Origin of the sequence: Thermopolyspora sp. NPDC052614 (genome assembly GCF_040678635.1) — a bacterium.
Taxonomy (GTDB): domain Bacteria; phylum Actinomycetota; class Actinomycetes; order Streptosporangiales; family Streptosporangiaceae; genus Thermopolyspora.
This window is the reverse complement of sequence record NZ_JBFATZ010000006.1, coordinates 148,453-170,675: the sequence shown is the minus strand read 5'-3', so window position 1 is coordinate 170,675 and position 22,223 is coordinate 148,453. Positions and strand designations below refer to the sequence as shown.

The window sequence follows — 22,223 nt, the reverse complement described above, 5'->3', positions numbered from 1 at the left end:
GTACGCCCTGGAGAACGATCGCATCCGCGCCAACCAGGGCCACACCGTCCACGTCGACCTGGACCAGCCCGCCGTCGAGCCCCCCGCCCACCTGTACCACGGCACCGTCGCGGGCAACCTGCCCGGCATCCGCGCCGAAGGACTGCGCCCGATGAACCGGCACCACGTCCACCTCTCGCCCGACCGCGAGACCGCCACGCGCGTCGGCGCCCGCCGAGGCAAGCCGGTCGTCCTGACCGTCGATGCGGGCGCGATGCACGCCGCAGGCCACACTTTCCATGTGAGCGCCAACGGGGTCTGGCTGACGGCCCACGTTCCGACGGCCTTCATCGCGTTTCCTGCCGCCGGAGACCCGGCGCTGCAGCCCCGGAAGGGCGGGTGAATCCCCGGCGAAGCGGCACTGGACGTGCCGGGTCCTTCCGATGCGGTGGGCCCCCGATCATCGACGTCCGCTACCTTGAGATTCTCCCCCTCCCCGACGGAGGCCCCCGCCTCTCCTGCGAGGCACGCCTCCCCGACGAAAGCCACGAACTGCGCACCGAACCGCTCCCCGCTCCGGTCGGACCGGCCTCATGGCCGGACCCTCCGGCTCGCCTGCGGCCGGAGGCGGTGCGACCGTGCTCGCAGGCTTCCCAGCGACACGCCGTCGGCGGAAGCTGTGCAGCAGGCGTGGGCGCGATCGCCTCGCGATCGATCGTGCGTGACCAGCCGTCGGACGGACGTACGCGTCGTCGGCGGCGCGAAGATGAAAGGAACCATGATGAAGACGAGCGTGATGGCGCCGTGAACGTGATGCAGCGGTTCTCGCTGACCGGCCGGAAGGCGCTGGTGACCGGAGGCAACCGGGGGCTGGGGCAGGCGTTCGCGACGGCGCTCGCGCAGGCGGGCGCGCAGGTCGCGATCGCGGCGCGGGACGCCGGGCGGAACAAGGCGGCGGTGGACGAGGCCGCGGCGGAGGGCCTGCCGATCACCGCGTTCGACGCCGACATCACCGACGACGGCGAGGTCGAGCGGGTGGTGCGGGCCACCGTCGAGGCGCTGGGCGGCCTCGACATCCTGGTGAACAACGCCGGGGTCTGCTTCCACAACCCCTCCTGGGACGTCACCGACGAGGAGTGGTCGCAGGTGTTCGACCTGAACGTCCGCGCGCTGTGGAAGTGCAGCCTCGCGGCGGGGCGGCACATGGCCCAGGCCGGCGGGGGGTCGATCGTGAACATCGGATCGATCTCCGGCTACATCGTCAACCGCCCGCAGTGGCAGCCCGCGTACAACGCCTCCAAGGCGGCCGTGCACCAACTGACCAAGTCGCTCGCCGCCGAGTGGGCGAGCGTGGGAATCCGGGTGAACGCCGTCGCGCCCGGATACGTGAAGACCGACATGGCGCCGGTGGACCGCCCCGAGCTGCGCCGCTACTGGATCGAGGACGCTCCGCAGCAGCGGTACGCCCTGCCCGAGGAGATCGCCCCCAGCGTCGTTTTTCTCGCCAGTGACGCGGCGTCGTTCATCACCGGCTCCGTCCTGGTCATCGACGGCGGATACACCATCTTCTGACCCGCCGCGCCACCGTCGGCCGGCCCCGGCGGGTGGAAGGACCCCGCGGGGCCGGGCCGGGGCGGTGGAACGGGCCGTGCCCGGCCCCGGCGGGTGGAAGGACCCCGCGGGGCCGGGCCGAGGCGGTGGAACGGGCCGAGGCGGTGGAGCGGGCCGTGCTCGCGACGTAGGGTGGACGGGTGATCGATGACCTGTCCTCGCTCCCGTCGGATCTTCCGGTGCCTGAGGACGACGGGGCCTGCGATCACCTGCCTGGTACGGTCCTGCCGCCCATCCCCCTGCCCGCCACCGACGGCCGCGAGATCCGCCTCGACGACCCGGCCGAAGGCGCCCCCCGGCTGGTCGTGTACGCGTACCCGCGCACCGGCAGGCCGGGGGAGGACCCGCTGGTGGCGAACTGGGACGAGATCCCAGGGGCGCGCGGCTGCACCCCGGAGTCCTGCGGCTTTCGCGACCACGCGGCCGAGCTGCGCGGCGCGGGCGCCGCCGTGCTCGGCCTGTCCACGCAGGACACCGCCTACCAGCGTGAGGCGGTCGAGCGGCTGCGCCTGCCGTTCCCGCTGATCAGCGACGCCTCGCTCCGGCTCACCCGGGCGCTGTCGCTGCCGACCTTCGAGGCCGCGGGGCAGACCCTGCTCAAGCGCCTCACCCTGGTCATTCGCGACGGTGTGATCGAGCACTGCTTCTATCCGGTGTTCCCGCCCGACACCCACGCCGCCGAGGTGCTCGCCTGGCTGCGGGCCGGCGGGTGACCCGGCCCCTGGCGATCCGCCGGGCCTGAGCTCCGCCGATGCCAGAGGTTGCCGATATCGCCGCACGGCGTGCGGGTTTTTCGTAGGGTGAATGCCTGGTGTCATCGGAAGATTACGTGGCGTAGACGAATGCGTGGGGGAGCCTCGTGGACGGCTGGGGTCGTGGCGCGCCCTTGTTGGCCGGGCGGTATCGGCTCGACGAGCTGATCGGCCGGGACCGGATCGCGGAGGTGTGGCGGGGCCACGATCTGACGATGGGCCGATCCGTCACGATCAAGCTCCTGACGGGCCGGCAGGGGCCGTCCGAGGGAGACGTCCAGCCCCGGCTGCGCTCGCGCGTGAGCCGGCGGGTCGGGCATTCGATCGGCGACCGGGTGCTCGACGTGGGCACGCAGGACGGGCGCACGTTCGTCGTGCTGCTCGCCGACGACTCCGGCCTCGGGGCGGCGGCGTCCGGCTGGGCCGGTCCGCCTTCGCCCCATCTGGATCCGTACGGGGACAGCCACGGTCACGAAGGCTGGCCGACCGGATCCGCGCGACCGCGCGACCCGGCCGACCCGCCGCGGCGCAAACGATCGGACGGCTCGGCGGACGGCCCATCGGATCCGGGACACGACGCCGCGCCCGCGACGGCCGCGGGCCCCGCCGCCGAGGACGTCCCGCCATGGGAGGGCGGGGGCCTCTCCCTGTCTTCCGCCCACGCCCGGACGCCACGGCCTCGCCGGCTCCGGGTGGGCATGATCGTCGTCCAGGGCGCGGCGGCCATCGTCCTGATCGGCTCGTCGATCTGGCTCGTGACCACCGCCACCCCGTCGCGGCCGAGCGCGGCCCCACCCGTCCCCTCCGTCGTCGTCCCGACCTCGCAGCCCTCCCTCGTGCGGCCCACGGCGTCCCCGTCCCCGGCCTCGTCGCCCGCAGTTGTGCCGCCCGCCGTCACGCCCGCCATCACGCCGCCCGGGTCGGCTCCGCGCAGCCCGGCTCCGTCCGGCTCCGCACCCGCCACGTCCGCCACGCGGCCCGCCGCCGTGCCGACCACCAGGTCCACCGGACCCGCCACCAGGTCCACCGGGTCCGCCAGCGGGCCCGCCACCAGGCCCGCAGCCCGCCGTACGTCATCCCGGACCGCCCCGACGACCCGCAACCGCGTGAGCTCCCGGTCGTCCTCCGAACCCGAACCGTCCTCCGCCACCCGGGCGGCCTCCCGCAGCCCAAAGGTGTACGACCGGTCGGCCACGGTAGGCGGTCCGCCGAAGCAGCCACCAGGACGGTCGAAACATTCCGACAACGGACCGAAACTTCCGAACGGAAAGACCCCGCCGGGAAAGGCCAAGGGCAGGGTCCCGCCGGGCCTGGCAGACTAAAACATCGTTCGGATGACCGTCGCGCGACACGTCACGGCAGCCAGGACACCTTGCCCCGCAGCACGGCATAGCCGACGAAGGCGACCGCGTCGATGAGGGTGTGGGCCACGACCAGCGGCATCGCGCGCCGCCACCGGCGGTAGAGCCAGCCGAACACCACCCCCATCACCACGTTGCCGACGAACCCGCCGAACCCCTGGTAGAGGTGGTACGAGCCGCGCAGCAGCGACGAGACGGCGATCGAGCGCAACGGCGACCAGCCGAGCTGGTCCAGGCGGTGCAGCAGATAGCCGCAGACGATCATCTCTTCCAGCACGCCGTTCTGCGCGGCGGCGAGCAGCAGGACGGGTACGCGCCACCACTCGTCGGGCAGCGCGCCCGGCACCACGGTGAGGTTCACCCCCGCCGCCCACACCACGAGATAGAAGGCGAGCCCGGTCCCCCCGATCAGCGCCGCCACGGCCGCCCCGCGGACCAGGTCGCGCCCCGGCTCCCGCGGGTCCACCCCGATCGTGCGCATCGATTCGCCCGACCGGACCAGCAGGTAGGCGACGAGCGCGACCGGCGCCACGGAGATCGCGATGTCCGTCAGTTGCAGCGCCAGGTCGAGCCAGGGCCGCCCCGGCGCGAGCGACCCGACCAGGACCGCCCGCTGCCCCTGCAGCGATCTCGGCGCGGTCAGCGCCCCGATCAGCCGCACGAGCGCCACCAGGCCGCTGGCGCCCAGCGACACCGCGAACACCACGAAGATCTCGGCCCGGAGCAGTCTCGGGCCGGGGACGGTCATGTCGAGCTCACGCGGCTGAGTGTGCATGCCAGGAGCGTAGCCACCGGACGAGGTGGGCGGTGCGCGGTGGCCGGTCAGCGCCAGTCGACGGTCTCGGCCAGGAGGGTGCCGTCGAGGGCGGCGGCGTCGGCGTACTCGTGCATGTGGTCGCGCATGAGCCGCTCGGCCTCGTCGGCGTCGCCGGCGACGATGGCCTCGGCGATCGCGGCGTGGGCGCGGCGGCCCTCCCGGCACGACTCGGTGACGGCCATGTTCGGGACGCGCTCGACGAAGATGTCGCGTACGGCCTGGGCCATCAGGTTGAGCGGCCGGTTGCCCGGCGTGGACAGGATGACGTCGTGAAAGGCGTGGTCGGCCCGCCACTGCTCGTCGGCGTCCCCGGCGTCGAAGCCGGCCCGCACGAGGGCGCGCAGCCGCTCGTCCCGCTCCGGGTCGCGCCGTTCGGCCGCCAGCCGCGCCATCACCGGCTCCAGGATGAGCCGGGTCTCCATGAGCTCGGCGACCCGGATGTCCAGGGCCTGGAAGAAGAGGGTGGCCATGCGGCCGAAGTCGCCGCTGTCGATCCGGGTCACGACGGGACCGCCGCCGGGGCCCGGCTTGATCCGGATGATGCCGTGGATCTCCAGGATGCGCAGCGCCTCACGGAGCGAGGCGCGGGCGACCCGGTACCGCCGCAGCATCATGCCCTCGGACTCCAGGATGCTCCCCGGGGCCAGTCGCTGCCGGGCGATGTCGCGGACGATCTCCTTGGCGATGATCACTGAGACCTTCTCGGCGCGCCGCTCCCACGGCGGGGGGTGCGCCACCTGACTGGCTTCGCTCATCGTGCGCTCCTTCGCTGGGGACCCGGGCGTGCGCTCCGGGGAGAAAGCGAAACCGCTGCGTAGCGGCACAGGGGACGTCGGTGCGCCGCCGAGGCGGACCGGCAGGTCGGGCGAGTCGGGCAGGTCGGGTAGGTCGGGCGAGTCGGGGTGTGGCGGGGTGAGTCGGATGAGGCGTACGGCGGGCGTCGGCCGTGCGAGCGGCCGGCGGTCCCGGCGGGGACGACCGGGGCGGGGGAGGGCGGTCGCGCGGGATTCCCGCCCTCCCCCCGTGCCTGCACCCCTGGTGGGCGCGGCCATCACCGCCGGCGGCCTGTTCATCCTCGCCGGCTCAGCCCCCGGTCAGCCCTTGGTCGCCCCCGCCGTGAGCCCGCCGATGAGCTGGCGCTCGGCGATGGAGTAGAACGCGAGCGCGGGAACCATCGCCAGCACCACGTAGGCGAGCACCCGCGCGGTGTCCTCGGTGTACTGGCCGCTGAACTGCTGCACGCCCACCGGGATCGTCCACCAGTCCGCCTCGTTGAACACGACCAGCGGCAGGAAGAAGTTGTTCCAGCTCGTCACGATCGCGATCACGGACACGGTGGCGATCGCCGGCCGCGCCATCGGCAGCAGGATCCGCCAGAAGAACCCGAACGCGCTGCACCCGTCGAGCGTGGCCGCCTCCTCCACCTCGCGCGGAATCGTCCGGAAGAACGTCCGCAGGATGATGATCGTCATCGGCAGGCCGAAGGCGACCTGGGGCAGGATCACGCCGAACGGGTTGTCCAGCAGCCCGAGGGCCCGCAGCAGCACGAACAGCGGCAGGATCGCGACCGCGAACGGGAACATCAGCCCCATCGCGAAGATGGTGAACAGGAACTCCCGGCCGCGGAACGCGAAACGGGCGAAGACGAACGCCGCCATCGCCGAGATCACGACGACGAGCAGCGCCGTCATCAGGGCGATGAAGGTGCTGTTGAACAGCGGCCGCCAGAAGGTCTCAGAGCCGAGGATGCCGAGGTAGTTGTCGAACTTCCACGGGCTCGGCAGCCCGAACGGGTTGTCCGACAGCTGGCCCATGTCCTTGAAGCCGCCGAGCACGCCGTACACGATCGGCACGACGATGAAGGACCCGAGCCCGATCGCCGTGACGTGCAGGGCGATCGATTTGCCCACGCGTCGCCTGCGCGGGGACGTCGGCCGGGCGTGGGTGTGCGCGCTCATCGCAGGCCTCCCATCGAGGTGATGGCTCCCTGGGTGTCGCGGCGCAGCACGAACCGCTGGTAGGACAGCGCGAAGATGAGGCTGATGATGAACATCGCCACGCTGATCGCGCTGGCGTATCCGAACTGGTTGCGGTTGAAGCCGAAGTGGTACATGGTGACCGCCATCGTCTCCGAGGCGTGCACCGGACCGCCCTGGGTGAGCACCCAGACCAGATCGAACAGCTGGATGCTGCCGATGATGGACAGGAAGACGCTCATCCGGATCGTCGGCCCGAGCAGCGGCAGCGTGACGTGGCGGAACTGCTTCCACGGGCCCGCGCCGTCGAGCGCGGCGGCCTCGAGCAGCTCGTTGGGGATGCCCTGCCGCCCCGCCAAATAGAGGATCATGTGGAAGCCGAAGTACTTCCAGGTGATCACCAGGAACACCGAGTAGAGCACGATGTCCGGGTCGGCGAGCCATTCGGTGGCGCCCTCCGTGATCCCGAACAGGCCCAGCACGTGGTTGGCCAGGCCCGTCTCGGGCGAGAACACCATGGTGAACAGCACGCCGGTGATCACTTCGCTCAGCACGTACGGGGCGAAGAAGATCGCCCGATAGATCGCGCGGCCCCGCATGCGCTGGTTGAGCAGGAGCGCCAGGCCGAGCGCCATCGGGAGCTGGATCACCAGCGACAGGATGATGAGCACCGCCATGTGCCGCAGGTCGCCCCAGAAGATCGGGTCCTCGAACAGCCGGGTGAAGTTGCCCAGCCCGAGGAAGTTCTGCGCCCTGGGCCACCCTCCCAGGCCGTTCCAGCGGAACAGGCTGGTATAGGCGGCGATGACGATCGGCAGCAGCACCAGCAGCAGGAACAGGGCCAGCCCTGGCAGCAGGAACAGGGTGATCGTCGCCACGGTGCGCAGGGCACGGCGGCGACGCGTCGGCTCGCGGCGGCGGCTCCCTTTGACGGGTTTCGGCCGCGGCGGGCGGTCTCCGGTGGTGGGGACCGGGCGGACCTCCTGCAGGCGCCCGCCCGATCCCTTGCGCATCTCGACCACGAGGGTTACTCGGCCGTCTTCGCCGTCTCGGAGATCTCCTGCACGATCTGCTCGGGGGTCTTCTTGCCCGCGATCAGCTCGGCCACGCTGTCGTTCACCTGCTGCCCGACCGCCGGCGGGTAGGCCTGGTCGAGGTAGAGCTGGAACCCGCTCGCGCCGGCCAGGGTCTGACCGACCGTCTTGAGGTTCTCGTCCTTCAGGGCCTCCTCGGCGCCCTTGACGACCGGCTGGATCGCGCCCTCGGCCGCCAGGCGCTTCTGCTCGTCGACCGAGGAGATGAACTTGAGGAACTCCACCGCCGCCGGCGGGGCGTCCGCGGAGACCGCGTAGCCGTTGCCGCCGCCGAAGGCGTCGGCGCCGTTGCCCTTGCCGCCGTCGACCGCCGGGAAGGGGAACCAGCCGAGGTCGTCGCCGATGCCCTTGCCGGAGGCCTCCTTCTGCACGTTCGGCGCCCACTGGCCCATCAGCTCCATGGCCGCCTTACCGCTGCCGACCAGGGCCGCCTGGCCGTCGGGGGTGTTGTACTTGGCGCCGAGGAAGCCCTTCTGGAACGGATCGAGCGCGACCAGCTCCTGCAGGTGCTTGCCGGCCTGGATGAAGTCCGGGGTGTTGAAGTTGTGGTCCTGACCCGCCTTGGCCAGCGCCTCCACGCCGCCGACCCGCATCGACAGGTACGACCAGTAGAAGTGGCCCGGCCACTTCTCGGCGCCGGCGAGCGCGATCGGCGTGATGCCGGAGTCCTTGAGCTTCTTCACCGTGTCGAGCAGCCCGGACCAGGTGGTCGGCGGCTGCTCGATGCCGGCCTGCTTGAACAGCTTCTTGTTGTACCAGAAGCCGACCATGCCGTTGTCGAACGGGACGCCGTAGATCTTGCCGTCGATCGTGTAGGCCGCCCAGGCGCTGGGGGCGATGGTGTCCTTCCACGAGGCGACGTCGGCGGTGATGTCCTTCACCAGGCCGGCGTCGACCTGCTGCTTGAGCACGCCGCCGCCCCAGGTGTGGTAGATGTCCGGCAGTTCACCGCTCTGGGCGACCGTGGTCATCTTCGTCTTGAACGCGTCGTTCTCGATCGCCTGGACGTTGATCTTCACGTTGGGGTTGGCCTTCATGAAGGCCTGGGCCTGCTGGGTGCGGACGGTCCGGAACGGCTCCTGCGTCCCGATGTGCCAGAAATCGATGGTCGTCGTCTGCCCCGACGCCTGACCGCCGCCACCACCGCCGCTCTGCTGCTCGCCGCCGCCTGCACCACAGCCGCTCATCACCAACAGTGCGGCCGTCGCCCACAGCGCCACATTGCGCCGACGCCACGTCATCGCATGGTCTCCTTCCTCATGAACCCGAAGAGGAACGCGTGCATCGGACTCCGGGCGTTTCCGGGGTGCCGGACGGTTCCTCGAGGGTGAGGCTCTCTATGTGCTTGGGGGACGGATTGGGCCCGTGAGTCCGCCTCTGAAACTTTCGGAAGGATTCCGATAGTTTCTATTTCGCCGCTGACGCTACAGTCGCGTTTCCTCAAGGTCAACGCCCCGTTGTAGAGCTGTTACCCGCAGGGTCAGGCGGGAGGTCGTTCACGCAGCGCAACGGCCATCCGGGGAAGGCGACAACGGGGTCGTGGGGGGCCATCGTGCGTGGAAGATGCACGAACTACCCTGGAGCCCGGGCCGCGGGCGCACCGACGACGAGGAGCTGAGATGGCCGACCGAACGGGAGCTGTGGAGGTCACCTCCGAGGAGGAGCTGCGCGAGCTGCTCGGCCCTCCGATGCCGAGGGCGATCACCAAGGAACGCGCCGCGCTGCACGAGGTCGACCGCCAGTGGCTGGCCGCGTCGCCGTTCTGCCTGGTGGCGACCTCCGCGCCGGACGGCACCTGCGACGTCTCCCCCAAGGGCGACCCGCCCGGCTTCACCCTCGTCCTCGACGACACCACGATCGTCATCCCGGACCGGCCCGGAAACCGGCGCGTGGACGGCTTCCGCAACGTGCTCGCCAACCCGCACGTCGGCCTGATCTACTTCGTCCCGGGCCGCGGCGACACGCTGCGCGTCAACGGCCGGGCGCGGCTGGTGCGCGAGGCGCCGTACTTCGACCGCTTGGTGGTGAAGGGCCACCGCCCGGACCTGGCCCTCGTCGTGGAAATCGAGCAGATCTTCTTCCACTGTGCCAAGGCCTTCATGCGCTCACAGCTGTGGAACCCCGAGACCTGGAACCCCGGCGCCCTCCCCTCGACGGCCTGCATCGTCAAGGCGGTGCAGCGGACCGAGGAGACCCTGGAGGACCTGGAACGCTACTACGGCGAGCAGTACGCGAGCTACCTCTACCGCAGAGCCCCCGACTCGGCGGCGTCCGCGCCGCCGTCAGCGGTGATCGGCACGTAGCACGATCACGCCCCCGCCGTCGCCCGGCACGCTCTCGATGAGGTCGCGGGCCTTGGCGGTGACGTCCTCCTTGCTCAGGCTCGCGCCCATCGCCATCGCCTCCTCGCAGGTCTCCGGCGCGAGCCTGGAGCGTACGGCGGCGACGTTGCGCGGCCCGTCCAGCGGATCCATCGCGGTGGGGGAGTAGCCGATGCGCGCGCCGATCGCCCCGACCGCGCCGAGCAGCACCGCGCCCTCCATCGCCCGGCCGGCCAGGCCGAGCGCCCCGGCCAGCACGTGGGCGCAGGCGAGCCAGCCGGTGATGTCCTCGCCGCCGTCCAGCCGTACGACCAGCCGCGCGGCCTGCTGCACCGCCCGGTCCACCCACCCGAGGTCGATCGCCGCCTTGGCGGCGATCCACAGGCACGAGATGTGCGCCCAGTCGTGGCCGCACGCCTCGGCGATGTCGGCGGCCTGCACGAGCTGGGCGATGGCGAGCTCGGGGTCGCCGGCGACCCGGCTGATCTGCCCGCGGACCATCAGCAGCTCGCACTCCAGCCACGGCAGCCCGGACGCCTCCACCTGCCGCAACGCGTCCCGCAGGACCCGGTCCGCCTGCTCCGGGTCTCCGGTGAGCTGCAGGAAGAACGCACGGTACGGCAGCGCCCGGGACAGCACCTCCACGTCGCCGCCGCGTTCCGCCTGCGCGATCGCGGCCATGACGTCGTCGTTCCCGCCGAAGGGGTCGCCGGCGAGATAACGCAGCAGGGCGCGGCCCACCAGGGCGTGCCCGTGGGAGGGGTGGTCGCCGGGCGCTCCGTCGAGGGCGCGGGTGAGCCATTCGATGCCCTCGTGCACGAATCCGGCGCGGTACCAGTACCAGGACAGGGCCGAGGCGAGCCGCAGCGCCGGGTCGGCGGCGCCGGTGGCGAAGGCGTGGGCGAGGGCGACGCGGATGTTGGCCTGCTCGTGGCCGAGCCTGCGCATCCACTGGTCGCCGTCGAAGCTGCGCAGCCGCCGCTCGGCGGTCTCGGCGAGGCGTACCATCCACTCCAGATGCCGGTCGGCCCACCGCCGCCGCTCCTCGTCGGCCAGCGAACGCTCGCCGTACTGGCGCAGCGTCTCCAGCATCCGGTAGCGGCGCGGCCCGCCGCCGGTCTCCTCGACCGCGACCAGCGACTTGGTCACCAGCGCCGTGAGCGCGGGCAGCACCGGCCGGCTCCCGCACAGCCACTGCGCCCCCTCGACGTCGAAGCTCCCCTCGAACACGGCGAGGCGGGCGAACAGCCGTCGCTGCTGCGGGGAGAGCAGGGCCACGCTGGACTCGATCACGGCCTCCAGGCTGCGGTGCCGTTCGGGGGCGGTGCGCGATCCGGAGGCCAGCAGCGCGAAGCGATCCTGCAGTCCCTCCGCGACCTGTTCCAGCGACAGCACCCTCGTCTGCGCGGCGGCGAGTTCGATCGCCAGCGGCACCCCGTCGAGTTCGCGGCAGATCCGTGCGATCAGCTCCCGTTCGATGCCGCGCGGGCTCCAGGCCGGGCGGATCGCCGCCGCCCGTTCGATGAACAACTCCGCCGCCGCGCCCGCCGGGTCGAGGGGACGCGCCTCGAAGGTGACCTCGCCCGGAATGGTCAGCGTCTCGCGGCTCGTCGCCAGCAATCGGAGGTTCGGGCACCGCGACAGCAGCGACTCGGCGAGGGCCGCCGCCGCGTCCACCAGGTGCTCGCAATTGTCCAGGATGAGCAGCGCGTCCCGGTCGCCGATCACCGCCGCGAGCCCGTCGGTGTCCCCGGCGAGGGGAGCGCCCATGGCCGCGCCGACGACGTCGGCCAGCAGCGCGGGGTCGGTGAGCTCGGCGAGCAGGGCCAGCCACGGCCCCTCGCCGCCCTCGCGGCGGCGGCCCACCTCCAGGGCGGTACGGCTCTTGCCGACGCCGCCCGGGCCGGTGATCGTCACCAGCCGGTGCGCGGCCAGCAGGCGCGAGATCGCGGCCACCTCCTCCTCACGCCCGATCAGCCTGGTCAATGGGATGGGCAGCCGGGGCGTGGGGGAGGCGGCGGCGATGCTCCGCGTGCCGTCGGCGTCGGCGGCGAGGGTACGCCTGGCCGCGCCTCCGGCCGATGGGCTTCCATCGGCGGAGTCACCGGCTCTGCCTGCGGAGTCACCGGCCCCGCCTGCGGAGTCACCGGCCGGAACCGCGGCGGGATCGGCCGTTGGATCCCCGCCGGGCCGTACACCGGATTCGGCGGGGGCACCCGGCCCGACAAACGCGGCACCTGATGAACCGCTTGGTCCACGGTCTGGTCCGCCGTATGGTCCACCGTCTGGCCCGACGCCTGCTTCGGCGTCCGAGCCGGGACGCGGCGCGGCCCCTGGCGTGACGTCCGGTCCGTCGCCCTGCGCGGCGCCTGCCGCGACGCCCGCTGCCAACGAGGTGCCCGGCGCGTGCCCGGCTGCCGCGTCCGGCGTGGAAGCCGAGGCGTGCCCTGGCGTGGAGGACGGCGCGGTGTGCCCCGTCGCCGACCCGACCCCCTCGGACGCCGCGCCGGGCATCCCGCCGTCGGCGGAGACGTCGGCCGGGCCGGGTGGCTGCGCCTGGGGGCCGCCGGGGCCGGGGGCGGCGGGTGCCACGGAGTAGGCCGGTGGCCGACCCGCCGAAGCCTCATGAGATGGAGCGTGCCAATCCAGCGCCGGATCCTGACGCAGCACGGCGCTCTCCATTGCCCGCAGCGCGGGCCCCGGGTCCACGCCCAGTTCGTCGGCGAGGCGTTCCCGGGCGGTGCGCAGGGCGGCGAGCGCGTCCCCCTGCCGCCCGCACCGGTACAGGGCCAGCACGAGCAGTTCCCAGGAGCGTTCGGCGAGCGGGTGCTCCCGTACCAGGAACTCCAGGTCGCCGACGGCCTCGGCGGCGGCCCCGACCGCCAGGCGTGCCGCGGCGTGATCCTGCCGCGCGGTGAGCCGGGCGCCCTCCAGTCGCGCGATCTCCGCCGTGGCGAACTCGCTGTCGGCAAGATCGGCGTAGGCGGGGCCGCGCCACAACGCGAGCGCGGCCGACAGGCTCTCCCCGGCGGCGAACGGATCCTCGCCCAGCAGTCGCGCGCCCCGCTCGGCCAGGGCCGTGAACCGCTCGGCGTCCACCGTCTCGGGCGCGATCCGCAGCACGTACCCCGGCCCCTGCCGGTCCAGCACCCCGTGCGGCGTACGCGGCCTGCGATCGGGTTCGAGCACCCTGCGGAGCTTGGTGATGTAGGCGTGCATGCTGCCGAGCGCCGACTCGGGCGCCCGCTCGCCCCACAGCGAGTCGATGATCCGGTCGACCGTCACCATCTTGCCCTGCGCGATCAGCAGGGTGGCCAGCAGCGCCTTGGGCCGCTTGCCGCCCAGGTCGACGCGCTCACCGTCACGGGTCACCGCGAGCGGGCCCAGCACCGAGAAGTGGAGATCCGTCCGTGTCGCGCTCACCGGTGCCGCCCTCCACGTTCCTCCCACCCCATGCGGGACATGGGTATTTATACCGTTCAGATGTCACAAATGCGTATTAAGTTCGCGTTCGTAATCAACGTTGTCCGGTGCCGGCGACGGAACGAGGGAACGAGGGAACGAGGGAGGGGCGGCGGGCCTCCTCACGCGAGGCAGGTGAGGGGCCTCCCGCCGTTGTACTCGATCATGTCGAGCACGGCGGCGGTGAGGTCGATCGGCGCCCCCGGCTCGGCCCCGTCGAGCTCGGCGTAGGCGCGGTGCAGATTGCCGACGATCCGCTCGGCGTCGAGCAGCTCCGCGTACTCGCCGAGGTCGGCCTCGCGCCCCGCCTGCAGCGGGGTCAGCCCCGCCGCCTTGGCCTCGGCGGCCGTGCGCCGTACGAACCGCAGGTATCCGAGCACGAAGTCGATCGCCTCCGGGCCGCACGGCTCGCCGTGGCCGGGCACGATCGTGCGCGCGCCGAGCGTCGTGAGCGCCTCCAGCGCCTCGATCGCCCCCGACACCGAGCCCATCAGCACGAACGGCGTGCCCCCGTTGAACACCAGGTCCCCGGAGAACAGGATGGACTGCTCCGGAATCCACACGATCGAGTCGTTGGTGGTGTGCGCCGCCACCCCGACGTGACGCACCTCGCACCGCAGCTCGTCGCGATAAAGCGTGATCTTGTCGGCGAAGGTCAGGAACGGCGGGCACGCCTCGATCGCCCCCCAGTCCACCTTCGTCCAGGCGAGATTGCGGTACTCCGGGATGCCCTCGGCGAGGATCTGCTCCCGGGTGCGCTCGTGCCCGACGATCGTCGCCCCCGGGAACGCGAAGTTCCCGAAGGTGTGATCGCCGTGGTGGTGGGTGTTGACCAGCGTCGTCACCGGCCGGTCGGTCACCGACGCGATCGCGGCCAGATAGTCCCGGGTGCGCCGCTCCGTCGCGCAGGCGTCGATGCTGATCACCCCGCGCGAGCCGGTGAGAAACCCGGTGTTGTTGATCCACCAGCTCCCGTCGGGCTGGACGTACGCGTAGACCCCGTCGCCCACCTCCTCGATACGCGGCGGGGCGATCGACCGGTCGCAGGGGGCATCGACATGTGATGAGGACATGAGCGCAAGTGTGGTCCCTGCGCGCCCCCGATTGCACCGGCTTGAACACATCCGCCCCTACGTGTCGCCCGGAACCATCGGCGATCCGGCCCGTCGCGGCGGTGTCGGCGGCGGGAATCCGGAAAAACGTCTGATCCTCCGGCGGAGGGGAATCATGCCCAGAGCGCGGCCCGCCGGATCGGGCCGCGGCGGAACCGCTACCGTGCTCTCGACGGCCCCTCCGGCCGGAGGGCGCCCACGTCGGCGTGAGGAGAATCGATGGTGCACGAGCGTGCCGGACTGCCTGCCCAACCCTCCGACCTTGTGGACGTGGCCCGGCTCGTCACCGCGTACTACGCGCTGCGGCCCGACCCGGCGCGGCCGGGGCAGCGGGTGACGTTCGGCACCTCCGGGCACCGGGGGTCCTCGCTCGCGGTCGGCTTCAACGAGGACCACATCCTCGCCACCAGCCAGGCCATCTGCGAGTACCGGGCGCTGCAGGGCGTGACGGGACCGCTGTTCCTCGGGGTGGACACGCACGCGCTGTCGGAGCCGGCCCGGGTGTCGGCGCTGGAGGTGTTCGCCGCCAACGACGTGACCGTGCTGCTGGACTCCCGCGACGGCTACACCCCGACGCCCGCCGTGTCGCACGCGATCCTCACCCACAACCGGGGCCGGACCACCGGGCTCGCGGACGGCGTGGTCATCACCCCGTCGCACAACCCGCCCTCCGACGGCGGGTTCAAGTACAACCCGCCCAACGGCGGCCCGGCCGACACCGACGCCACCTCCTGGATCCAGGACCGGGCCAACGCGCTCATCGCCGACGGCATGAAAGAGGTACGGCGCATGCCGTACGCGCGGGCCGTGCGCGCCGAGGGCACCGGCAGGTACGACTTCCTCGGCGCCTACGTCGACGACCTGCCCGCGGTGCTCGACCTGGACGCCATCCGCGCGGCCGGCGTGCGCATCGGCGCCGACCCGATGGGCGGGGCCAGCGTGCACTACTGGGGCGAGATCGCCGAGCGGCACCGCCTCGACCTCACCGTGGTCAACCCCGAGGTGGACCCGACCTGGCGGTTCATGACCCTCGACTGGGACGGCAAGATCCGCATGGACTGCTCCTCGCCGTACGCGATGGCCTCGCTGATCGCCGGCCGCGAGGCGTACCAGGTGGCGACCGGCAACGACGCCGACGCCGACCGGCACGGCATCGTCACCCCCGACGGCGGGCTGATGAACCCCAACCACTTCCTCGCCGTGGCCATCTCCTACCTGTACGGCCACCGGCCGGACTGGCCCGCCGACGCCGGGGTCGGCAAGACGCTGGTGAGCAGCGGCATGATCGACCGGGTCGCGGCGGACGCGGGACGCCGCCTGGTCGAGGTGCCGGTCGGGTTCAAATGGTTCGTCGGCGGGCTGCTCGACGGCTCGCTCGGGTTCGGCGGCGAGGAGAGCGCGGGCGCCTCGTTCCTGCGCCGTGACGGCTCGGTGTGGACCACCGACAAGGACGGCATCATCCTCGCCCTGCTCGCCTCCGAGATCACCGCGGTGACCGGGAGCTCGCCGAGCGCCCTCTACCGCGAGCTGACCGCCCGGTTCGGCGAGCCCGCGTACGCCCGGGTGGACGCCCCGGCCTCACGCGAGGAGAAGGCGCGGCTGGCGAGACTGTCGGCCGACGACGTCAAGGCCGGGACCCTGGCCGGAGAGCCGATCACCGCCGTGCTCACCGCCGCGCCCGGCAACGGCGCCCCGATCGGCGGCATCAAGGTCTGCACCGAGAACGCCTGGTTCGCGGCCCGGCCCTCGGGCACCGAGGACGTCTACAAGATCTACGCCGAGTCCTTCCGCGGCCCCGGCCACCTGGCGGAGGTGCAGCAGGAGGCGCGCGCCCTGGTCACCGCGTCGCTGTAGACGCCGTCGCCCGCCCGGCCGTACGACCCCTGCGGCGAACGGCGCGTCCCCACCCCGACGGCGGGGGACGGGGGCTGGGGAGGGCGCCGTCCACCGTGATGGGTGGTCCGGTGCCCGAGGCCGCACGTCGGTGGCGCGGCGTTTGACAGATCCGTTCGTGATGTTTACGTTTCGTGTGCGATTCGGTGCCGGGTGGCGCCGGCGCGCGGGGCCTCCGCTCCCCGGACCGACGGTCCGGGGCCTCTTCCCGCCGCCGTTCCCGGCCCGCCGGGCCGCACGGGTAACCGGCCTCCCGGGATCGGATCACGCGCACCACGCGTGCCGCCGTCCCGGGACGAGCACCGCCGGGACCGGTGTGCCCATACCGTTCGGGGCGCGCCGATGCACGGGTCCACTCCTGATTTCCGCCAAGGTCACTGCCAGGGAACGGTGGGGAGCGATGGGTTACGGCTATCGAATCAGTGCCGCGAGCGCCGGGGCGTCGCCGCCGGACGGCACGGCCGCCGGTATGGCCCTGCGCGCCACGACACCCACCCCGGCCCCGGCACCCACCCCGGCACCCACCCCGGCTTCGGCACCGACACCGCGCGGCGTGGCCGAGGCGGTGATGCATTCGCCGGACGAGCCGACCTTGCTGCCGCCGGGCCGTACCAACTCGATCGGGTACATGATCTCGGTGCTCGGCGACGAGTGGAACCTGCTGATCATCCGGTGCGCGGTGTTCGGGGTGACCCGCTACTGCGAGTGGAAGCGGAAACTGCCGATCTCCGACGCGGTGCTGACCCGGCGGCTGGCGGGGCTCACCGAGCTCGGCGTATTCGAGCGGGTCGAGTACCAGAGCCGTCGGTACGAGTACCGTCTCACCCGGCGGGGACGCGGCATCTGGCCGATCCTGCTCGCCATCTACTCGTGGGAGTTCCGGTGGGTCCCCGTGCGCCTGCACAAGCTGCCGCAGGTGATCCACCGGGGCTGCGGCGAGCTCCTGTCGGTCGTGGTCGTCTGCGCCGACTGCGGGCAGCCCGTGCGCCCGCGCGACGTGGACGCACGGCTCGGCCCGAGCGGCGACTGGTCGCGCTGGGCGCCCGAGTCGACGACCCGCCGCCGGGCCGCCCCGCCGCAGGAGCGTCCGCCGATGATGTATGCCCAGACGACGGCCCTGATCGGCAACCGTTGGTCGGCGGTGATCCTCGGCGGGGCCTTCCTGGGGCTGCGCCGCTTCCACGAGTTCGAGCAGGGCCTGAGCGCGCCGCCCACGATCGTCGCCGACCGGTTGCGGGCGTTCTGCGACATCGGCGTGTTCCGGCAGGTCGCGGAGGGCGGACGGGCCGACCGGCCGGCGTACCGGCTCACCGGGAAGGGGCACGCGTTCTTCCCCGTGATCCTCATGAGCACCGACTGGGCCGAGCGCTGGTTCCACGCCCCCGAGGGGCCCGCGGTCGTGGTGCGGCATCCCCGCGGAGGGCACCCGTTCCGGCCGCGTCTGGTCTGCGCCGGTTGCGGCGTGACGCCCCGCGCCACCGACGTGGACGTGGTGGGATGCACCTGACCGGGGATGAAACACGATCGGGCGCCTGACCGCCGGTCGGCCCCCGCGCGTCGCGCGCCGGATGTTTCGGGCTTGTTTCTTCCATGTCGCGATCAGGCTCTTGCCGCACCTCGGCGGAGGGGTGATGATGGCGAGCACCCAACCGAGCGTGGTTCTCCATGTCGGGCCGGCGACCCCTGCCGACCCGATCGGTACGGCCTCGGGCGAGGCCGATCGGGGAGGACCGTTCGGAGTTCAACCGGTTGACGTGCCCGTCGAGGCGCATGCCATCGAAGCCGAGAGGACGACCATGAAGACCAAGGCAGCAGTCCTGTGGGAGTACGGCAAGCCGTGGAGCGTCGAGGAGGTCGAGCTCGACGCCCCGAAGGCCCACGAGGTCCTGGTCAGGCTCACGGCGAGCGGCCTATGCCACAGCGACGACCACGTACGCACCGGTGACCTGCCCGTCCAGCTTCCGATGGTCGGCGGTCACGAGGGCGCGGGCGTGGTGGAGGAGGTCGGCCCCGAGGTCACCGGCGTCAAGCCCGGCGATCACGTGGTGCTGGCGTTCGTGCCCGCGTGCGGTCGCTGCAAGTGGTGCGCGACCGGGCACTCCAACCTGTGCGACCTCGGCATGTACCTGATGATGGGCGAGGAGATCGGCGGCGGCCACCGGGTGCACGCCCGGGACGCGGACATCGGCACCATGTGCCTGCTCGGCACCTTCAGCCCCTACACCACGGTGCACGAGGCGTCCGTCGTGAAGATCGACGACGACATCCCGCTGGACAAGGCGGCTCTGGTCGGCTGCGGCGTCACCACCGGCTGGGGGTCGGCCGTCTACCTGGGGGAGACCCGCGCCGGGGACACGGTGGTCGTGGTCGGCATCGGCGGCATCGGCGCCGCCGCGCTCCAGGGCGCGCGCATGGCCGGGGCCAAGAACATCATGGCCGTCGACCCGGTGCCGTGGAAGCGTGAGATGGCCCTCAAGCTCGGCGCCACGCACGTCGCCGAGAGCATGGAGGCGGCGCACGGCCCGCTGACCGAGCTGACCAGGGGCCAGATGGCCGACGTCACGATCCTCACCGTCGGCGTGGCCCTGGGCGAGCTGATCGCCCCGCTGCTGGCGCTGACCGGCAAGAACGGCCGGGCCGTCGCGACCGCCGTGGCCCCGGCCCTGCAGACGCAGGTCACGCTCTCGCTGGCCGACCTCACCTTCATGCAGAAGTCGCTGCGCGGCGGGCTGTTCGGCGGCGCCAACCCGCGCTCCGACATCCCCAAGCTCCTGGACCTGTACCGCTCCGGCCAGCTCCTGCTCGACGAGATGGTGACGACCACCTACAAGCTCGACGAGGTCAACCAGGGCTACGACGACATGCTCGCCGGCAAGAACATCCGCGGCATGATCATTCACGAGCACTGATTCGCGACGCGGAGGGGTCCCTCGCCCGCTGGCGAGGGACCCCTCTCCTCTTGAACCGCCACGTCACGCCCACATCGCGCCCACATCGCGCCGCGCGCCGCCGCGCCGGACGTTCCGGCGAGGGCCGCCCGCGGCGCGTTGCCTCGCGATCCTTGGGGGAAGGGTGCCGATACGGGCGCCGCGCGAGCAGGGCGGCGGGCGGTGCCCGCCGGGTGCCGCTTCCCGTGATCATCAGCGAGCGCGGCGCGGACCTGGCACAGTAGGCCTGAACAGTAGGCCTGAAGAGCACGGAGGGCGCCGCGGTGCGACGGCGGCCAAATCGGCGACCCCTGTCGCCGGGGTCCGGCGGAACCGGTGGAGGATCGGTGAGCGACGGTTCGACGTCACAGAGTGCCACGTCTCGGCAATCGGCGTACCAGCCCTTCGCGGAGAAGGCGCTCCGGAGCCAGGAGGCCGCGGACCGGGAGGCCGGAGGTCACGGCCCGGTCCGCCCGGACGCCGCGCCCCCCGGGTCGGTGTACACGGTCGAGCCCTGGCGGGTGCGGGAGCTCTCCCTCGACCTTGAGGTGCTCGCCCAGAGCGAGTCGGTGTTCGCGCTGTCCAACGGACACGTCGGCCTGCGCGGCAACCTCGACGAGGGCGACCCGCACGGCCTGCCGGGCACGTACCTGAACTCGGTCTACGAGATCCGCCCGCTGCCGTACGCCGAGGCCGGCTACGGCTACCCCGAGTCCGGCCAGACCGCGATCAACGTCACCAACGGCAAGCTGATCCGCCTGCTCGTGGACGACGAGCCGCTCGACGTCCGATACGGCACGCTCCACTCCCACGTACGCGTCCTCGACATGCGCGCGGGCACCCTGACCCGCGAGATGGAGTGGACCTCGCCGGCCGGCGACACCGTCCGCGTGCGCTCCACCCGCCTGGTGTCCCTCACCCAGCGCGCCGTCGCCGCGATCTGCTACGAGGTCGAGCCCGTGGACCAGGCATTGCGCGTGGTCCTGCAGTCCGAGCTGGTCGCCAACGAGTCGGTGCCCCAGCTCGGCAAGGATCCGCGCGTCGCCGCCGCGCTGGAGTCGCCGCTGGTGAGCGAGGAGCACGTGGTACGGCGGGCCGGCGTCGTCATGGTCCACCGCACCAAGGTCAGCGGCCTGCGCGTCGCCGCCGGCATGGATCACGTGATCGAGGGACCGAAGGGCAAATCGGTCGAGGTGGAGAGCTTCGACGACGTGGGCCGCGTCACCGTGCCGTGCGTGCTGCAGCCGGGGCAGCGGCTGCGCGTGGTGAAGTTCATCGCCTACGGCTGGTCCAGCCAGCGGTCCCGGCCCGCCCTGCACGACCAGGTGGTGGCGGCGCTGGCCGGGGCCAAGCGCACCGGCTGGGAGGGGCTGCTCGCCGAGCAGCGGGAATTCCTCGACGACTTCTGGGCCGGTGCGGACGTCGAGATCGAGGGCGACGACGAGGTGCAGCAGGCGGTGCGCTTCGCGCTGTTCCACATCCTGCAGGCCGGGGCGCGGGCCGAGCGGCGGCCGATCGCCGCCAAGGGCCTCACCGGCACCGGCTACGACGGCCACACCTTCTGGGACACCGAGTCGTTCGTGCTGCCGGTCCTCACCTACACCCGGCCCGCCGCCGCCGCGGACGTGCTGCGCTGGCGGCAGATGACGCTGCCGCTCGCCGCCGAGCGGGCCCGGCAGCTCGGGCTGGGCGGGGCCGCGTTCCCCTGGCGTACCATACGGGGGCAGGAGTGCTCGGGCTACTGGCCCGCCGGCACGGCCGGCTTCCACATCAGCGCGGACATCGCCGGGGCGGTGATCCGCTACGTGGACGCGACCGAGGACGTCCGCTTCGAGCGTGAGACCGGGCTGGAACTGCTGGTGCAGACCGCCCGGCTGTGGCGCAGCCTGGGCCACCACGACGCCAAGGGCCGCTTCCGCATCGACGGCGTGACCGGCCCGGACGAGTACAGCGCGCTGGTCGACAACAACGTCTACACCAACCTCATGGCCCAGCGGAACCTGCGCGAGGCGGCCGAGGCGGCCGACCGACACCCGGACCTGGCCGAGGAACTGGACGTCACCCCGCAGGAGATCGGATCCTGGCGGGACGCCGCCGACTCGATCTTCATCCCGTACGACGACCTGCGGCGCGTGCATCCGCAGAGCGAGGCGTTCACCGAGCACGCCGTGTGGGACTTCGAGGGGACCAAGCCGGAGCAGTACCCGCTGCTGCTGCACTTCCCCTACTTCGACCTGTACCGCAAGCAGGTGGTGAAGCAGGCCGACCTGGTGCTGGCCATGCACATGTGCGGGGAGTCCTTCACCTTCGAGCAGAAGGTGCGCAACTTCGCCTACTACGAGCCGCTGACGGTGCGCGACTCCTCCCTGTCGGCGTGCACCCAGTCGGTGATCGCCGCCGAGGTGGGCCAGCTCGAACTCGCCCACGACTACCTGGGCGAGGCCGCGCTGATGGACCTGCACAACCTGCAGCGCAACACGCGCGACGGGCTGCACATGGCCTCGCTGGCCGGGGGTTGGATCGCGGTCGTCGAAGGGCTGGGCGGAATGCGCGCCTGGCGGGGGCGGCTCAGCTTCGCGCCCCGGCTGCCGCGCCGGATCACCCGCCTGGTGTTCCGGGTGCGCTATCGGGGGCGGCTCATCCGGGTCACGGTGACCCCGCGGGAGGCCCGGTACGAGCTGCTGGAAGGCGAGCCGTACGAGATCGGGCACCATGGCGAGCGGCTCGTGCTCGACGAGCGCGGGGTGCGCCGCCCGATTCCTCCCGCGCCCTCCTACCCGCGGCCGACGCAGCCGCCCGGCCGCGAACCGAGGCGGCGCGGCGTGGAGCCGAATCCGGCCGATGAGGACGCCGGCGGCGTGTAGCGCGGTCGCCGTGCCTGCGCCACACCACTACGTCACACCACTACGTCACACCAC

15 protein-coding genes and 1 pseudogene are annotated in these 22,223 nt (G+C 72.1%); 8 read left to right on the top strand and 8 right to left on the bottom strand.

Translation table 11 applies throughout. The annotated features are described in order from the left end of the window. Nucleotides 1-7 precede the first annotated feature (7 nt). The 3 genes and pseudogenes from AB0K60_RS15325 to AB0K60_RS15315 form a co-directional block, all read left to right on the top strand. Nucleotides 8-250: pseudogene (locus tag AB0K60_RS15325) on the top strand (RNA 2'-phosphotransferase); the annotation flags it as partial. 542 nt (nucleotides 251-792) lie between these two features. Continuing rightward, complete coding sequence (locus AB0K60_RS15320; RefSeq protein WP_364054838.1) at nucleotides 793-1,551, top strand: glucose 1-dehydrogenase; 759 nt, start codon at nucleotides 793-795, stop codon at nucleotides 1,549-1,551. Nucleotides 1,552-1,730: 179 nt separating this feature from the next. After that, nucleotides 1,731-2,303 carry a peroxiredoxin gene (locus tag AB0K60_RS15315; RefSeq protein ID WP_364053958.1) on the top strand — a complete coding sequence of 191 codons (573 nt, stop codon included), beginning with the start codon at nucleotides 1,731-1,733 and terminating at the stop codon, nucleotides 2,301-2,303. 508 nt (nucleotides 2,304-2,811) lie between these two features. Here AB0K60_RS15315 and AB0K60_RS15310 read toward each other — a convergent pair. From AB0K60_RS15310 to AB0K60_RS15285, 6 genes are all read right to left on the bottom strand, one after another. Continuing rightward, nucleotides 2,812-3,537, bottom strand: a complete 726-nt coding sequence (locus AB0K60_RS15310; RefSeq protein ID WP_364053956.1) for a hypothetical protein — start codon at nucleotides 3,535-3,537, stop codon at nucleotides 2,812-2,814. 158 nt (nucleotides 3,538-3,695) lie between these two features. Next, nucleotides 3,696-4,478, bottom strand: a complete 783-nt coding sequence (locus AB0K60_RS15305) for a CPBP family intramembrane glutamic endopeptidase (RefSeq protein WP_364053953.1) — start codon at nucleotides 4,476-4,478, stop codon at nucleotides 3,696-3,698. A gap of 47 nt (nucleotides 4,479-4,525) precedes the next feature. Then, nucleotides 4,526-5,275: an FCD domain-containing protein gene (locus AB0K60_RS15300; RefSeq protein ID WP_364053950.1), complete on the bottom strand. Its 750-nt coding sequence runs from the start codon at nucleotides 5,273-5,275 to the stop codon at nucleotides 4,526-4,528. Between the two features lie 339 nt (nucleotides 5,276-5,614). Beyond that, complete coding sequence (locus AB0K60_RS15295) at nucleotides 5,615-6,478, bottom strand: carbohydrate ABC transporter permease (protein ID WP_364053947.1); 864 nt, start codon at nucleotides 6,476-6,478, stop codon at nucleotides 5,615-5,617. Next, nucleotides 6,475-7,509 (bottom strand): sugar ABC transporter permease, encoded by a 1,035-nt coding sequence (locus AB0K60_RS15290; protein ID WP_364053944.1) that lies wholly within the window; start codon nucleotides 7,507-7,509, stop codon nucleotides 6,475-6,477. The genes AB0K60_RS15295 and AB0K60_RS15290 overlap by 4 nt, the downstream gene beginning before the upstream one ends. Before the next feature lie 14 nt (nucleotides 7,510-7,523). Beyond that, nucleotides 7,524-8,831, bottom strand: a complete 1,308-nt coding sequence (locus tag AB0K60_RS15285) for an extracellular solute-binding protein (RefSeq protein WP_364053941.1) — start codon at nucleotides 8,829-8,831, stop codon at nucleotides 7,524-7,526. Between the two features lie 378 nt (nucleotides 8,832-9,209). Here AB0K60_RS15285 and AB0K60_RS15280 point away from each other — a divergent pair, with 378 nt between their 5' ends. Continuing rightward, entirely contained in the window at nucleotides 9,210-9,893 is a 684-nt protein-coding gene (locus AB0K60_RS15280) for a pyridoxamine 5'-phosphate oxidase family protein (protein WP_364053938.1), read from the top strand. On the opposite strand, the gene AB0K60_RS15275 is transcribed toward AB0K60_RS15280, so the two are convergent. Next, complete coding sequence (locus AB0K60_RS15275) at nucleotides 9,873-13,334, bottom strand: BTAD domain-containing putative transcriptional regulator (protein WP_364053935.1); 3,462 nt, start codon at nucleotides 13,332-13,334, stop codon at nucleotides 9,873-9,875. The two genes, AB0K60_RS15280 and AB0K60_RS15275, sit on opposite strands and share 21 nt — an antisense overlap. 161 nt (nucleotides 13,335-13,495) lie before the next feature. Further along, entirely contained in the window at nucleotides 13,496-14,446 is a 951-nt protein-coding gene (locus AB0K60_RS15270) for an MBL fold metallo-hydrolase (protein WP_364053932.1), read from the bottom strand. Between the two features lie 258 nt (nucleotides 14,447-14,704). Between AB0K60_RS15270 and pgm the strand changes: the two genes are divergently transcribed. From pgm to AB0K60_RS15250, 4 genes are all read left to right on the top strand, one after another. Continuing rightward, the gene (gene pgm / locus AB0K60_RS15265; RefSeq protein WP_364053929.1) at nucleotides 14,705-16,339 is read left to right on the top strand and encodes a phosphoglucomutase (alpha-D-glucose-1,6-bisphosphate-dependent); all 1,635 of its coding nucleotides are present in this window, start codon (nucleotides 14,705-14,707) and stop codon (nucleotides 16,337-16,339) included. Nucleotides 16,340-16,778: 439 nt separating this feature from the next. Beyond that, entirely contained in the window at nucleotides 16,779-17,885 is a 1,107-nt protein-coding gene (locus AB0K60_RS15260) for a helix-turn-helix domain-containing protein (RefSeq protein ID WP_364053926.1), read from the top strand. Nucleotides 17,886-18,174: 289 nt separating this feature from the next. Next, the gene (locus AB0K60_RS15255) at nucleotides 18,175-19,287 is read left to right on the top strand and encodes an NDMA-dependent alcohol dehydrogenase (protein WP_364053923.1); all 1,113 of its coding nucleotides are present in this window, start codon (nucleotides 18,175-18,177) and stop codon (nucleotides 19,285-19,287) included. 365 nt (nucleotides 19,288-19,652) lie between these two features. Continuing rightward, complete coding sequence (locus tag AB0K60_RS15250) at nucleotides 19,653-22,169, top strand: glycoside hydrolase family 65 protein (protein WP_364053920.1); 2,517 nt, start codon at nucleotides 19,653-19,655, stop codon at nucleotides 22,167-22,169. The last annotated feature ends 54 nt before the right edge of the window (nucleotides 22,170-22,223 follow it).